The 14,168-nt window shown below is 63.0% G+C and carries 17 protein-coding genes; 10 read left to right on the forward strand and 7 right to left on the reverse strand.

Annotated features, from left to right (window positions below; translation table 11 throughout):
• The first annotated feature begins 1 nt into the window (after position 1).
• From ACQKRQ_RS03770 to ACQKRQ_RS03790, 5 genes are all read left to right on the forward strand, one after another.
• Complete coding sequence (locus tag ACQKRQ_RS03770) at positions 2 to 1,408, forward strand: LLM class flavin-dependent oxidoreductase (RefSeq protein WP_427475136.1); 1,407 nt, start codon at positions 2 to 4, stop codon at positions 1,406 to 1,408.
• 15 nt (positions 1,409 to 1,423) lie between these two features.
• Positions 1,424 to 2,584 (forward strand): methionine ABC transporter ATP-binding protein, encoded by a 1,161-nt coding sequence (locus tag ACQKRQ_RS03775; RefSeq protein ID WP_427475138.1) that lies wholly within the window; start codon positions 1,424 to 1,426, stop codon positions 2,582 to 2,584.
• Positions 2,577 to 3,233 carry a methionine ABC transporter permease gene (locus ACQKRQ_RS03780; protein ID WP_427475140.1) on the forward strand — a complete coding sequence of 219 codons (657 nt, stop codon included), beginning with the start codon at positions 2,577 to 2,579 and terminating at the stop codon, positions 3,231 to 3,233. The genes ACQKRQ_RS03775 and ACQKRQ_RS03780 overlap by 8 nt, the downstream gene beginning before the upstream one ends.
• Before the next feature lie 155 nt (positions 3,234 to 3,388).
• Entirely contained in the window at positions 3,389 to 4,591 is a 1,203-nt protein-coding gene (locus ACQKRQ_RS03785) for an acyl-CoA dehydrogenase family protein (RefSeq protein WP_427475142.1), read from the forward strand.
• Between the two features lie 60 nt (positions 4,592 to 4,651).
• A complete protein-coding gene (locus ACQKRQ_RS03790) occupies positions 4,652 to 5,980 on the forward strand; it encodes an Nramp family divalent metal transporter (protein ID WP_408249425.1) in 1,329 nt (442 codons plus the stop codon).
• A gap of 159 nt (positions 5,981 to 6,139) precedes the next feature.
• On the opposite strand, the gene flhC is transcribed toward ACQKRQ_RS03790, so the two are convergent.
• The 7 genes from flhC to ACQKRQ_RS03825 all read right to left on the reverse strand — a co-directional run bounded on the left by flhC (position 6,140) and on the right by ACQKRQ_RS03825 (position 11,284).
• A complete protein-coding gene (gene flhC, locus ACQKRQ_RS03795; protein WP_007177883.1) occupies positions 6,140 to 6,709 on the reverse strand; it encodes a flagellar transcriptional regulator FlhC in 570 nt (189 codons plus the stop codon).
• 14 nt (positions 6,710 to 6,723) lie between these two features.
• Complete coding sequence (gene flhD, locus ACQKRQ_RS03800) at positions 6,724 to 7,044, reverse strand: flagellar transcriptional regulator FlhD (protein WP_028194930.1); 321 nt, start codon at positions 7,042 to 7,044, stop codon at positions 6,724 to 6,726.
• A gap of 532 nt (positions 7,045 to 7,576) precedes the next feature.
• Complete coding sequence (locus ACQKRQ_RS03805; protein WP_342960395.1) at positions 7,577 to 8,800, reverse strand: YeeE/YedE family protein; 1,224 nt, start codon at positions 8,798 to 8,800, stop codon at positions 7,577 to 7,579.
• A gap of 173 nt (positions 8,801 to 8,973) precedes the next feature.
• The gene (locus ACQKRQ_RS03810) at positions 8,974 to 9,510 is read right to left on the reverse strand and encodes a GNAT family N-acetyltransferase (RefSeq protein WP_427475146.1); all 537 of its coding nucleotides are present in this window, start codon (positions 9,508 to 9,510) and stop codon (positions 8,974 to 8,976) included.
• A gap of 72 nt (positions 9,511 to 9,582) precedes the next feature.
• Entirely contained in the window at positions 9,583 to 10,485 is a 903-nt protein-coding gene (locus tag ACQKRQ_RS03815; protein WP_408312275.1) for a helix-turn-helix domain-containing protein, read from the reverse strand.
• A 128-nt stretch (positions 10,486 to 10,613) separates the two neighbouring features.
• Positions 10,614 to 10,916: an addiction module antidote protein gene (locus ACQKRQ_RS03820; RefSeq protein WP_132377695.1), complete on the reverse strand. Its 303-nt coding sequence runs from the start codon at positions 10,914 to 10,916 to the stop codon at positions 10,614 to 10,616.
• The gene (locus tag ACQKRQ_RS03825) at positions 10,913 to 11,284 is read right to left on the reverse strand and encodes a type II toxin-antitoxin system RelE/ParE family toxin (RefSeq protein ID WP_408312278.1); all 372 of its coding nucleotides are present in this window, start codon (positions 11,282 to 11,284) and stop codon (positions 10,913 to 10,915) included. The genes ACQKRQ_RS03820 and ACQKRQ_RS03825 overlap by 4 nt, the downstream gene beginning before the upstream one ends.
• A 274-nt stretch (positions 11,285 to 11,558) precedes the next feature.
• Between ACQKRQ_RS03825 and ACQKRQ_RS03830 the strand changes: the two genes are divergently transcribed.
• From ACQKRQ_RS03830 to ACQKRQ_RS03850, 5 genes are all read left to right on the forward strand, one after another.
• Complete coding sequence (locus ACQKRQ_RS03830) at positions 11,559 to 11,927, forward strand: nuclear transport factor 2 family protein (RefSeq protein ID WP_427475149.1); 369 nt, start codon at positions 11,559 to 11,561, stop codon at positions 11,925 to 11,927.
• A 25-nt stretch (positions 11,928 to 11,952) separates the two neighbouring features.
• Entirely contained in the window at positions 11,953 to 12,378 is a 426-nt protein-coding gene (locus tag ACQKRQ_RS03835) for a hypothetical protein (RefSeq protein WP_427475151.1), read from the forward strand.
• A gap of 78 nt (positions 12,379 to 12,456) precedes the next feature.
• Positions 12,457 to 12,921 (forward strand): RbsD/FucU family protein, encoded by a 465-nt coding sequence (locus ACQKRQ_RS03840; protein WP_408174925.1) that lies wholly within the window; start codon positions 12,457 to 12,459, stop codon positions 12,919 to 12,921.
• Between the two features lie 155 nt (positions 12,922 to 13,076).
• Positions 13,077 to 13,484 (forward strand): VOC family protein, encoded by a 408-nt coding sequence (locus ACQKRQ_RS03845; RefSeq protein WP_427475153.1) that lies wholly within the window; start codon positions 13,077 to 13,079, stop codon positions 13,482 to 13,484.
• A gap of 213 nt (positions 13,485 to 13,697) precedes the next feature.
• Positions 13,698 to 14,129 carry a DoxX family protein gene (locus tag ACQKRQ_RS03850; protein WP_132377689.1) on the forward strand — a complete coding sequence of 144 codons (432 nt, stop codon included), beginning with the start codon at positions 13,698 to 13,700 and terminating at the stop codon, positions 14,127 to 14,129.
• The last annotated feature ends 39 nt before the right edge of the window (positions 14,130 to 14,168 follow it).

The following is a 14,168-nucleotide window of genomic DNA, read 5'->3' on the forward strand; positions in this document are numbered from 1 at the left end:
GATGGCCAAGAAAAAGATCCTGCTGAACGCCTTCAACATGAATGCGGTCGGCCACATCAATCACGGGTTGTGGACACATCCGCGCGACCGTTCGGCGCATTACACGGACCTCGACTATTGGACTAGCCTTGCGCAAACGCTTGAGCGTGGCAAGTTCGACGGCATCTTTCTCGCGGATATCGTCGGCGTGTACGACGTTTATCAGGGCGGCCCGGAAACGCCGCTGCGCGAATCAGTGCAGATTCCGATCAACGATCCGTCGCTGATCGTACCCGCGATGGCGCACGTGACGAAACACATCGGTTTCGGCGTCACGTCGAATCTGACATACGAGCCGCCGTATCTGTTCGCGCGTCGCATGTCGACGCTCGACCATCTGACCAAAGGCCGAGTGGGCTGGAATATCGTGACGGGCTATCTGGACAGCGCGGCGCGCGGCATGGGCCTCGCGCAGCAGATCAGCCACGACGACCGCTACGACCGCGCCGACGATTACATGGACGTGGTCTACAAGCTGTGGGAACAGAGCTGGGAAGACGCCGCCGTGGTGCGCGACCGCGCGGCGCGCATCTTCTCGCATCCGGACAAGGTGCATCGCGTGAAGCACGACGGTCCGTACTATTCGATCGACGCGATTCATCTCAGCGAGCCGTCGCCGCAACGCACGCCGGTGTTGTATCAGGCGGGCTCGTCGAGCCGTGGCGTCGATTTCGCGGCGTGTCACGCGGAATGCGTGTTCGTCGGCGGTCAGAACAAGCAGTTGACGCGCTCGATTGTCGATGACATCCGCGCACGTGCGGTGAGTTTCGGCCGCGCACCGGACGACATCAAGATCTTCGCGGGCATCACCGTTGTAGTCGGTGAAACAGAACGGGCCGCGCAGGAAAAATTCGAGGAATACCGCCGGTATGCGAGCGCCGAAGGCGGCATCGCGCATTTCTCCAGTTCGACCGGCATTGACTTCTCGCAATACGAGTTGGACGAACCGATCTCCTACGTGAAGACCGAGTCGATGCAATCGGCCGTCGAGGCGATTTCGAAGAAGAGCGTGAGCGGCGTGTGGACCAAACGCAAAGTGCTCGAACAGATGACGCTCGGCGGGCGCGCGAAGCCGGTGGTCGGCTCGCCGCAGCAGATCGCGGATGAACTGGTGTCGTGGATCGAGGAAGCGGGCGTCGACGGCTTCAATCTGACCCGCACCGTGATGCCTGAATCGTTCGAAGACTTTGTCGATCTGGTGGTGCCGGAATTGCAGAATCGCGGCGTGTACAAGGAGGATTACGATCCTGCGCCGACGCTACGCGAGAAACTGTTCGGCGGCGGGCGTGCCCGGCTGCCCGACGTACATGCGGGTGCGCAGCATCGTCGCCGGGTGCAAGCCGCCGCGCCGGCCACCGCGGAAGCGTAAGAGGGGAGCGAAACCATGGCCAATCTTTTCGACGTGCCGCAATTCATCGAAGACGCGCCGTCTCTCGCTGTGCATTCCGGTTCGGATCAGACAGCGACGCAAGCCGCCGTGATATTCGACGATGTCGGCAAAGTGTTCGCCAACGCGCGCGGCGTGTCGACTGCGGCGCTCGCCAACGTCACGTTGAATGTGGCGCGAGGCGAAGTGTTCGGCATCATTGGCCGCAGTGGTGCGGGCAAGTCGACATTGTTGCGGCTCGTCAACGGCCTGGAGAAGCCGAGTTCAGGCGCGGTGCGCGTGAACGGCGTGAGCGTCGGCGAACTCGACGAGCGCGGACTTGTGGCGTTGCGCCGGCGCATCGGCATGGTGTTTCAGCACTTCAATCTGCTTTCGGCGAAGACGGTGCGCGAGAACATTGCGTTGCCACTGAAAATCGCCGGTGTGCCGAAAGCGGCGATCGATAAAAAGGTGGATGCGCTGCTGGAACTGGTGGGCCTGTCCGCCAAACGCGACGCGTATCCGGCGAGTTTGTCCGGCGGCCAGAAGCAGCGCGTCGGCATTGCGCGCGCGTTGGTCACCGACCCGGACATTCTGCTTTGCGACGAGGCCACCTCAGCACTGGATCCGGAAACGACGCAAGCCATTCTTACGCTGCTGCGCGATATCAATCAACGCCTGAACCTGACTATCGTATTGATCACGCACGAGATGCAGGTGATTCGCGAGGTCTGCGATACGGTTGCGGTGATCGAGCGCGGCGAGGTGGTGGAGACCGGCCCCGTGTGGCGCGTGTTCGGCGACCCGCAACATGATGCGACGCGCGCGTTGTTGCGGACCTTGGTGCATGACTTGCCGACGGACCTTGCGGAGCGGGTCAAGCCGCTGCACGACATCGCGCAAGTGGATGCGCAGATTCTGCTGGACGTGCGTTTCACCGGTGTCGATGCGCGTGAGCCCGATCTCGGCGGCCTTGCCGCGGCGTTGAGTGTCGAAGGCGGAAACGTGAGTTTCGTGCATGGCGGCATCGACCGGATTCAGGGGCATGCGCAAGGGCGCCTTGTCGTGTCGGCGCAAGTGCGTGCGAATGCGGGCACCACCGTGCAGAAACAGATCGCGACGCTGCTCGAAGGCGCGCGCCGTTACGCCAACCATGTCGAGGTATTGGGCTATGTCTGAGTTGTGGCTTTCCGAACTCGCCGACGCGATTCGCGACACCATCGTCATGGTTAGCGTGTCCGCATTCGTCGCGGCGCTGGTCGGCATTCCTCTGGCGCTGGTGCTGGTCACGACGACGCGCGGCGGCATCTTCGAGAAGCGGGCGGTGAACAGCACGCTCGGTGCGCTCGTCAACGCGTTCCGCTCGACGCCCTTCATCATTCTGCTGGTTGCGTTGCTGCCGCTCACGCGTTTGCTGATCGGCACGACGATCGGCGTATGGGCCGCGATCGTGCCGCTCAGTATCGCGGCGATTCCGTTTTTCGCGCGCGTGGCTGAAGTGAGCCTGCGCGAAGTGGACCGCGGTTTGATCGAAGCCGCGCAGGCCATGGGCGCGCAACGCCGGCATATCATCTGGCATGTGCTCTTGCCCGAGGCGCTACCGGGCATTCTCGGCGGCTTCACGATTACCGTGGTGGCGATGATCGGTTCGTCGGCGATGGCGGGCGCGGTCGGCGCCGGCGGCCTTGGCGATCTGGCAATCCGCTACGGCTATCAGCGTTTCGATACGACTGTGATGGTGACGGTGATCGTGCTGCTGATCGCGATCGTCACGGCCGTGCAGTTCGTCGGCGATCGGTTCGCGCGGCGGCTTGCGCAGCGGACGTGATCGTATTTACCGCGCGGCCGCTATTTGCATGAAGAATAACCGCGCAAGTTTGCGGCGCCTACATCAAGGCCTATCATGCTAGCTAGGGCATTGAGCGCCGCGGTAGGCGTGCCGCTTGCCGCCGCTCGCCCAAAATCTCTTCACGTGGAAATTGCATGAACGATCCTCGTCATGCCGATGCGTTGCAAACGCCTCAGGCATTCGCTGCGCCGGCGGTGCGCGATCTCACGGGTTTGCTCGACGCATTGCACGCCAGTGCCGCGCAGCGCGATATCGATGGCGGCCATGCCGCGCAGGAGAAACAATGGATCGCCGACGCGGGGCTGCTCACGCTCGCGGTGCCGCGCGAATTCGGCGGCCTTGGCGCGCGTTGGCCTGACATCTACGAGACGATCCGCAAGATTGCGCAAGTGGACAGCGCGCTCGCGCATCTGTTGGGCTTCACCTGCTTGCAGGTGGTCAGCGTCAATGTATGGGGCAATCCAGAACAACGTGCCCGCTATCTCGGCGGCACTGTGAAAGACCGATGGTGGTGGGGCAACGCTGTCAATCCGCTCGACACGCGACTCGTTGCAAGTGCAACGGATGACGGCGGCTACCTGCTCGACGGCCAGAAGGGCTTTTGCTCCGGCACACGCGGCTCGCAAATGATGACGGTTTCCGCACACGATCCGCTCACCGGCAAACCGGTCTTCGGCGTGGTGCCGACCACGCGCGAAGGTATCACCGTTCACGAGGACTGGAATCCGATCGGCCAGCGGCAGACCGACAGCGGCAGCGTGTCCTTCGTGCGGGCCAAGCTCGAACCCGATGAAGTGATGGTGCGGCCCGACACACCGCACGCGAGTTTGCGCACGCTGATCTCGCAGCAGGTGCTGACGAATCTGTTCGTGGGCATCGCGCAAGGCGCGCTCGACGAAGCGCGTGCTTACGTCACGCAACACGGCAAGGCCTGGATCTATTCCGGCGTCGACAAGGCCACCGACGATCCCTACCTGATCCAGCGTTTCGGCGAGATGCGCCTGCAGGCAGTGAGCGCCGAAGCGTTGGCCACGCGTGCGGCCTGGTTGCTCGAGGATGCCTGGCAGCAAGGCCCATCGCTTAGCGCTGAAATACGCGCGCAGGTCGCGCTCGCCACGTCGGAGGCGAAGATCGTCGCGCATCGCGCCGCGCTCGACGTCAGCGAAAAACTGTTCGATGCCTGTGGCGCCCGCGCCACGCACGCGCCGCTCGCCCTCGACCGTTTCTGGCGCAACGCCCGCGTGCATACACTGCATGATCCGCTCGACTATCGGGTGCGCGACGTCGGCCGGTACGCGCTCACCGGCGCGTTGCCGGAAGTTTCTTTGTACACTTGAGGCGGTTCGCGGCGGCCTGTACGAGGCGCCGCGTTTGATCCCCTTCAAGAGATTCCCGGATTGCAGTTCAAATTACCGACCACCGCAACGGCGCCGTTTTGCCCATCCGAAGTGCAAGGCTCGGTAGCCGTCTCGCAAGGCGCGCCTTTCTGGAAGAAAATCCTGCAGTTCGCAGGGCCCGGCCTGCTGATCTCGATCGGCTACATGGATCCGGGCAACTGGGCCACCGACATCGAGGCCGGATCGCGCTATGGCTACAGCCTGCTGTTCGTCGTCATGCTGTCGAGTCTCGCGGCGATGGCGCTGCAATGCCTGAGCATGCGCCTTGGCATCGCGACCGGACGTGATCTCGCGGCGTTGTCGAGCGCGCGTTATTCGCCGGCTGTGGCGCGCTTTCAATGGCTGCTCGCGGAGCTGTCCATCGTGGCCTGCGACCTGGCCGAAGTACTGGGCGGCGCGCTCGCCTTCCATCTGCTATTCAAATGCTCGCTGACCACCGGCGTCCTGCTGACCGCGTTCGATACGCTGATCGTGCTCGGCCTGAAGGGCAAGAACTTTCGCGACCTCGAAGCAATCATGCTCGGGCTGATCGCGACCATCGGCGTGGGATACATCATCGAGCTGGCGCTGGTGCAGCCGCATTGGCCGTCGGTCGCGCAGGGGCTGATTCCGTCGTGGCAGGCTTTGAGTTCGCGCGAACCCATGTATCTGGCAATCGGCATTCTCGGTGCGACCGTCATGCCGCATAACCTCTATCTGCATTCGTCGATTGTGCAGACACGCGCGGTGAAGCGCGACCCCGCCAGCATCCGCTCGGCGATCAGCATGTCGCGCATCGACACGATCGCCGCGCTGGTGCTCGCGCTGCTGATCAACATGGCGATCCTGATTCTTGCCGCCGCGGCGTTCCATGCCACCGGCCACAATCAGGTCACCGAAATCGAAGACGCCTACAAGCTGCTCGCGCCCATCGTCGGCACCGGTTTCGCGGCGGTGTTGTTCGCCGTGACCCTGCTCGCTTCGGGACAAAGCTCGACTTTCACCGGCACCGTGGCGGGGCAGGTCATCATGGAAGGCTTCCTGAAGCTGAAGATTCCGTGCTGGCAACGGCGCTTCATCACGCGGGCACTCGCCTTGATCCCCGCCCTGATCGGCGTGCAGATGATGGGCAATGGCGCGGTCGGCAAACTGCTGGTCGCCAGCCAGGTCGTGCTGAGCCTGCAATTGCCATTCGCGCTTTATCCGCTGATCCGCATGACCAGCGACCGTTCGTTGATGGGCGAATTCGCCAACACGCTGCTGACGCGGTTCGTCGCGTGGACGCTGTTCGTGGTGATCAGTGCGGCGAATTTGTGGCTGGTGGTGCAGACGGTGGGATTGGCCGGCTGATCCGGCCTTTCGGCGCGTGCCTTGTGCGGCCGCCGGCCGCTGGTTGCCCGCTGCCGACCGCCGCCGCGGAGAGGGGACGAAAAAAAAGTCCGCGCGGAGGCGGACTTTCTAATCAAGGCTTCGGTTCGAATCGGGCTGGACCTGCCCTCTTCGAGGTGATCACGCTGCTTGCGCGATCTGCGCTGCTTCGAGCGCTTCCTGGCGAGCCGCCGCGGCTTTCTTCGTCTTGCCGGCACGCGACGGCGGCTGGCATGCGCCACACACCACGTTATGTTGCAGATCGTGCTTGTGCGCCACGAACTTGCCGGTGCAGCGGCAGCATTTGGTCAATTGCAGAATGTCGGCGTCGAAGAAACGCACCAGCGTCCACGCACGCGTCAAGTCCAGCACGGGTTCGGTTTCGCTGTGCTGGCAATGTTCCAGATACAGCCGATACCCTTTGGTCAGCGCATCCAGATGCGAGCAGCGCGCTTCGTTCTTCAGGAACAGGTAGGTGTTGTAGAACAACGACGCGTGGATGTTCGCCAGCCACGTCATATACCAGTCCGCCGAGAACGGCAGCATGCCCTTGGGCGGCGATACGCCCTTGACCTCACGATACAGGCGGATCATGCGATCGCGCGAGAGCGTCAATTCACTCTCGAGCACTTGCATGCGTGCGCCCAGTTCGATCAGCGCAATGGCGCGGAATACTTCCTGTGCGTCTTCCGTCAGGCTACGCTTGAGCATCGCAGTCACCTCGATTAAGCGAACTGTTCAGCCGGCTGGCCTGCAAGCAGGATCGCCGCGTGAGTCGGTGCAACGGCGGCGTGCTTCGTCGTTTGCGTCAACGCCGACAACATCGAGTGGTCGTTGAAGCGGAAGAAGCACAAAAGCTGATCGGAAGCGGCCAGCTTGACGATCTGCGCGAGCGACAGCCCGGCAAGCAAATCAGCCAGCTCCGACGACAATCCCAGCCGGAACATGCCGACCGGTTTGTCCTCACGCAACATACGTTGCGCGAGCATGATGTATGACAAGTTGATCTCGCGGATTGAATCCAGCGTCTCGCTGCTACGGTCCATTTCTGTGTTTTCCGAAGCCCCGAATTACTATGTCGGCATTTTTTGCCGTTATGTCTTTTGTGCCTCGCCGGAAACGTTGTCCTCCGGCTACTGTCACCGCCTGATACAGACAGCGACCTTTTGATACATCGCGTTACATTTCGTAACAGCTTGGGACGAATTGTATGAAGGGTAAAACAAGAAATCAATCCCTTCTCAAAAAAATATCTCAAAAAGATACATCAAATTTCGGTAACTCTTTCACGGTCCTGTAATAGCCGATGCCGAGCGAATTTTCCGCCATCGTGGATTTTTGTCTGATCCATGAAAACCCTTGTATGACGGGCGTTTCGTTCATTCGTATGAGCAAACGGCGCTGCCCGCAAGTCGGTCGGTAATTCCAGGTGAGCGCAGAAAGGAAATAGAAAGCGAGCTCAATATAGAGTAATAAATACCGCTCTAAAGCGCTGCTATGGGGACAAAACAGAGATGTAACAGGTTGGAGCGACCCCAGTTACAAACGGAGCCGCATTTGTAACTTCTTGCGTAACTTCTAGCAGCCGTTAGCGCGCACGCGTTCGACTTCGAGACCGAACGCCGGCCGCAGGCGTGTGCCCAGCACATTCCCGGCAAAGGCGGCGACCAGCCACAGCCAGCCGTGCAAGCTGCCTGACACGATGCCGCTGAAGTAGGCGCCGATGTTACAACCGTAGGCCAGACGGGCTCCGTAGCCCAGCATCAGGCCGCCGACGACCGCCGCAATCAGTGAGCGCGCCGGCACTTTCCACACCGGTGCGTAACGTCCGGCCAGCGCCGCGGCCGCCATCGCGCCGAGCACGATGCCGATATCCATCACCGAGGTGACGTCGTGTGTAACAGGAGCGGCGAGGGAGCCCGCGTTGGCGTGAGCGGCCCAATACGGCCAGTTGGCCACGTCGATGCCGAGCACGGCAAAGAACTTGGCGCCCCAGAGCGCGAACGCCGACGTCACGCCCCACGGTCGCCCGGAGAGCGCCAGCGTCGCGAAGTTGAGCAGCACCAGCGCAATCGCGCCGACGAACAGCGGCCACGGACCGTGCAGCCACGGCGACGTATGCGGCTGGCGCGGCGGCTCATTGATCAGTTGGCCATGACGGCGCCGTTCGATCAGAACGGTAAGTGCTGCGATGGCCGCGAACATGACCAGGTTCAGCGCGATGGCCCAGCCCGCGCCGAGCGCGCTCACCAATGAGAGCGGCTTGAGCGACGGCAAGGCGGTCCAGAACGGCATATGCGCGGTCGCGACAACCGAGCCGATAACGAATGCCGCCAGCGTAACGATCATGCGGGTGCTGCCGCCACCCACGGTGTACAACGTGCCGGACGCGCAGCCACCGCCCAATTGCATGCCGATACCGAACATGAACGCCCCGACCAGCACGGACGTGCCCGCCGGCGCGACGAGCCCGACGACCGGATGGCCGAACAGCGTGCCGGCCTGTAGCGCGGGGAAAAACAGCAATACGCCGAGCGCGAGCATCAGCATTTGGGCGCGCAGGCCGGCGCCGCGGCCGTCGGCGATAAAAACCCGCCACGCCGACGTAAAGCCGAATGCCGCATGGTAAAGCGACATGCCGAGCAGGGCGCCGACAAGATAGAGCGCCGCCTGGCGGCCGCTAACCGTCTGCGCCAGATAAACGGCGCCGAGCGCGATCAGAACGAGGGCGGCGCCGAGCGGTTTCGGATTGATATCGAAACGGCGTGGCACACGCGGGAGCGAAGTGGAGAGGTCGGACATGTGTGAGTTGACTGACAAGCGACGGGTCGAAGGCAGCCCGAGGACGGCTGGATAGCCACTTTCGGGGCGGGTGGGACGAAAAGATGGTCAAAAAAGATAGCACGGATCGCGTGCTGCGGCAGGGCGGATGAATGGGAGTGACGAGGGGCGATACACGCCGCGCCCAGTATCGACTAGATAAACAGCGCCATCAGATCCGCATCATGAAACACACCGCCGACATTCAGCGCGCCGACCTCGCAGCCATATTTGCGAAAGCCAAACGACTCGTACAGTTTTCTCGCAGCTTCGTTGCGGCTGCCGACCAGCAACTGGATTTGCCGTAGACCTTGCACGCGCGAGGCCCGCGCCAGCAACTCCTTGAGCAACGCGCGCCCAACGCCGCGGCCTGCGGCTTCCGGGGCGACATACATGCCGATCACCGCGGCCTTGTGCCGCTGCTTGTCGCTAGGATTGCGGATCAGGCCGACCACGCCGATCAACGGTGTTCCAGCCGATGCGTAAGCGCCGAGCAAAAAATCGCCTTCAGCCGCACGCGAGTCCTTCAGCATTGCCTCGTGTTGTGACGCACCTTTGGCGAGCGCTTCCTCGTAACTCTGGCCGAACGAATCCGGATGCGCCATCAACCCACGCAGGCGAAGCTGGAAGTAGTCGTCGCGGTCATTCGGACCGAGTTGGCGTACGAGTACGGCGTTGTCGTTCAAGTGCATCTCTCCGCGTAAATCAGCGAGTGAAAGGACAAAGGTTCGATGCAGGAGTGTGCCCCGTCTTCTACTGTCGGGCTACGGTTGGCGTGCTGCCTCGGCGCGTTGGCTCTCGCCGAATTCGCGCAGTGCCGCCGCGGTTTGCTGATCGGCCGGAAAGAAAGCCTCAATGGCGAGCTCCGAGAGTGTCACGTCGACCGGTGTGCCGAACACCGTGGTCGTGCTGAAAAACGACAGCACGCCGATCGGCGTGCGCAGCCGCAGCGGCACCGCGATCTGATTGACGGCGGCGTTGTCGTGCTCGGCCGCTTCCGCGTCCGGCGGCGCAGGATAGGTGGCCAGTTCCTCGCGCAGCGCGCTCAGCGTGTCGTCGCCGCTCACGTCGATTTGCCGCTGCAGCCGAGCCAGTATGTGCTCGCGCCAGGCATGCCAATTGACGATCGACGCCGCGATGCCCTCCGGATGCAAGCTCAGGCGCAGCGCATTGACCGGCGGCTTCAGCAGTTCCGGACTGGCGCCGGTCAGCAGAGGCGCGAGCGCGTTGTTCGCGGCAATGATGGTCCAGTGCCGGTCGATGGCGAGCGCCGGGTAGGGCTCGTGTCCCTTCAGCACCAGGTCGACGGCCTCGCGCGCGGCGGCCAATTGCGGATCCGATAGTGGACGCTCCCGGAACAGCGGCGCGTAACCGGCCGCCACCAGCAGCGCGTTGCGTGCTCGCAGCGGCACGTCGAGCCGTTCGGCAAGATGCATGACCATTTCCCGGCTCGGCACCGCGCGGCCCGATTCGACGAAGCTCAAATGCCGGGTCGAAATATCGGCTTCAGCCGCAAGCAGCAACTGGCTCATTCTTCGCCGCTGACGCCATTCACGCAGCAGATCGCCGACTGTGCGGCTGGCCGCCGGCGCATGCGACGGGACGGTTTGCGCAAGAGAGAGTGTGTTCATGCCACCGATGATAGCCAAACCGCGCCAGCGATCCATTACCTGGGAGGTAATGGAATACCCCGGAATACACCCGGCCACGCCTACGAAACCCCGGAAACGCGTCTGATAGCAAAGCAATCCAACGTACTGGTGAACTGCGGCACCGGCAGAACGGCAAACGCGATTCAGGCCGCCGCCGCACCTTCCGGCACCGCGTTGAGTTTGACGCCGAGCGCGCGCAGCAATTTGAACACCGTGTCCATGCGCGGTTTCGAACCGGGCGCGAGCGTTTTGTAGAGGCTTTCGCGCCCGAGTCCGGCGTCGGCCGCGACTCTGGCGATACCGCGCGCTTTGGCGATGTCGGCGATAGCGGCGAGCAGGACGTCGGCGTCGCCGTCTTCAAGCGCTGCGTTGAGATACTCAGCAATCGCTTCCTCGCTATCGAGGTAGTCCGACGCGTCGAACCGCGCGGTTTTGATCTTGCTCATGACAGTTCCTCTCTGATTGCTGCCCACATTGTTTTGGCATGCTTGATATCGGCCGGCTGGGTGGACTTGTCACCACCGCAGAGCAGCAGATACACCATGCGCCCTTCACGCGCGAAGTAGACCCGATACCCCGGTCCGCAGTCGATGCACATCTCGGATACACCGTCTTCCAGCAATTTCACGTCGCCGAAATGCCCGCGTTCCGCACGCCGGATCCGCACGAGTATCTTTGCCCTCGCTCGTAAATCCGCGAGCCGTGCAAGCCAGGTGTCGAATTCCTCGGTGCGGTTGACCGTGTACACAGGTGGTGAACCGATCTGTTGAGAATTGTATCCGTGTGGATACGGTTTTGCAAGTGTGAAAACCATATTGAAAAGCGCCCCCGTGTCCGTGTCGGTCGAGTACGTCGTCTGCCGCGCGCCGCGCCGCGCGGCCCCATTCGCCACACGAGGTTAGCGGCTGCCGCCGCGGCTGACGACTCGGCCGGATGGCCAATTCGACGGACAACGAAACGCGCGCGAATGCTTACCTCCCGCGTAATCGACGCACCGCGCCCAAGCCGTCAATCTTCACTCCGAGCCCGCCGCATACAACCTGTCTGCCGAGCGTAGTGCTCAGTCATGCCAACGAAGGAGTCTCAAGATGAACGCGCATACCGATCTGATCGACCGTTATTTCGACGCCTGGAACGAAACCGACGGCGCGCGCCGTCGCGAGTTGATCGCCGCGACATGGGGCGCCGACGCCGACTATCGCGACCCGCTGCTGGCAGGCGCGGGCCACGACGGCATCGACGCGATGATCCGCGCGGTGCACGAGCGCTTCCCGCATCACACGTTTCGCCGTACGGGCCAGGTCGACGGCTTTGCCGACCGGCTGCGTTTCGCATGGGAACTGACCACGCCCGCGGGCGACGCGATCGTGAAGGGGTCCGACTTCGGCGTGGTCGATCCGCATGGACGCTTGCGGGCCGTCACCGGCTTCCTCGACCACGTGCCGGACGGCGCCTGAGCACCGCTTTTTTACGGAGACAATCATGCACGAGCCCGCCGCTGCCACGGCACCCCAAACGGCCGTCGCGTTGGCGCGCCTGTCGGGCGCCGTCGACTCGCTTTCCAGCGCAATCGCCGGCTTCGCGCTGCTCGCCGGTGCGCGTGCCTTCATGTTCATCGCGCTGCTGGGCTGGCGGGAGCCGGTGTTGGGCGGCGCGGGTCTCGTGCTGCTGGCGGTGGTCGGCTGGCTGCGCTGGCAGTGCGGCGCAGCCGAGTCTCTACCGGCGATGCGAAACGTCCGGCCGACGACTCGCTCCGGCAACGCAACGTGCAGCCGCCACGCGCCACCCTCGACGAATGGCCGCGACGTTGCTTGCTACAATCGTCCGCTGGAATGCGATTCGACGCGCGGACACGCTTTGGTCGAGCCGGGCAGCTGCTGCTTCGGCCCGACACGAACGCGGGCGTGAACTGCTCGCTTCGCGCGACCCGATAACCAACGTCCAAACCTCGGCGGCCAACCGCCAATCGGACCACAAGGAGACACCGTGCTGAAGAATCTGGACCCGCTGCTGAACGCCGACATACTGCATGCATTGCGCGCGATGGGCCATGGTGACGAACTCGTCATCTGCGACGCCAATTTTCCCGGCGACTCGGTTGCGCGTGAGAGTGTCCTCGGCAAAGTGCTGCGCCTCGACGGCGTGAGTGCGCCGCGCGCGATTCGCGCGGTGCTGTCGGTGATGCCGCTGGATACCTTCATCGAGCATCCCGCGTCGCGCATGGAAGTGGTGGGCGAGCCGCACACGATTCCGGCCGTGCAGCGCGAGGCACAGGTCGAGATCAACGCAGCGGAAGGGCGCGATGTGCCGTTCGCGTCGATCGAGCGGTTTGCGTTTTATGAGCGGGCGCGCAAAGCGTATTGCGTGATCGCGACCGGTGAAGAGCGCGGCTATGGTTGCTTCGTCTTCACGAAGGGCGTTCTGCTCGCGCCGGACGCGCCTCAGTCGTAACTTTCGTCAGCGCCATCGCGGCGCAATGCCGTGCGCGCAACGTGCCGGCCCGCGCACGCGAATCTCGCGCACGTGCTAACTTTTCGTCTGACCGCCGTCGGCTGATCAGCCTGATCCGCCACGGCGCATCGCCTGACATCACGGTGACGCAAACCATGAGCTTCTCGATAGACAGTCTCGATCATCTCGTTCTGAACGTCGTCGACGTGGAAGTCAGCGCGGCGTGGTACGCACGTATGCTCGGCATGCGGCGCGCCGAGTTCGAGTCGCGCACGGGCACGCGGGTGGCGATGTTTTACGGCAATCAGAAGATCAATCTGCGTCCCGCGACCGCCGATACCGTCGCGTGGTTCACCGGCCGTGAGCCGGTGCCCGGCAGCGCCGATCTGTGTTTCGTCACGACCACGAGCCCGGCCGAGGTCAAGGCGCATTGGCTCGCCCAAGGCGTCGAAATCGAGGCCGGACCGGTGGAGCGCGACGGCGCGCGCGGCAAGATGACCTCAGTGTATTGCCGCGATCCGGACGGCAATCTGATCGAAGTCGCAACGTATCCTCAAGCATAAACACGGCGGCGATTCCGCCGTCGGCATGCACCGCGGACGCTAACGAGCGGATCGCTCGGACACCTTTTTCCTTCCCGACATGCGGCGCGTCCCGCGCCGCTCATTCTGGTCCGAGCTAGGAAAAGGCGGCCAAACCGCCTATTGTCAGGTGCAAAGTCGGGAACTGCGGGCTGTCGGCGGGGTCTGCTGCTTATTCATTTACAGGAGCCCCTCATGTCGCGTCCCGTCGATTCCGGCGTTATCCTCATCGCTCGTATCGCCCTTGCCGTGCTGTTCCTGTGGGGCGGTGTGATGAAGCTGCTGGGCTATGCGGGCTTTGTCGGCTACCTGCATTCGAAGGGCGTGCCGTTCGTGCAGGTCGCCGCGCCGATTGCTACGGCGGTCGAGGCGCTCGGCGGTCTGCTGCTGATCGTCGGCTTCAAGGTGCGCCCGCTCGCGCTGATCCTGGCGGTGTACACGGTGGCGGCGGCGGTGCTGGGCCACGATTTCTGGAATGTCACCGACGCCGCCTTGCAACGCGACATGGTCATCCATTTCTGGAAGAACATCGGCATTGCCGGCGGTTTCCTGCTGCTGTTCGTGACGGGCGCGGGGCGTCTCAGCATCGACGGTGCGCGAGCGCCGCGTGGCGGACTCGGGCTTTGACACGGCAGTTGAGGTAGTCTGTGCGGGTCGCTTTCGATT

This window comes from Paraburkholderia sp. NPDC080076, from assembly GCF_050281145.1.
GTDB lineage: Bacteria > Pseudomonadota > Gammaproteobacteria > Burkholderiales > Burkholderiaceae > Paraburkholderia.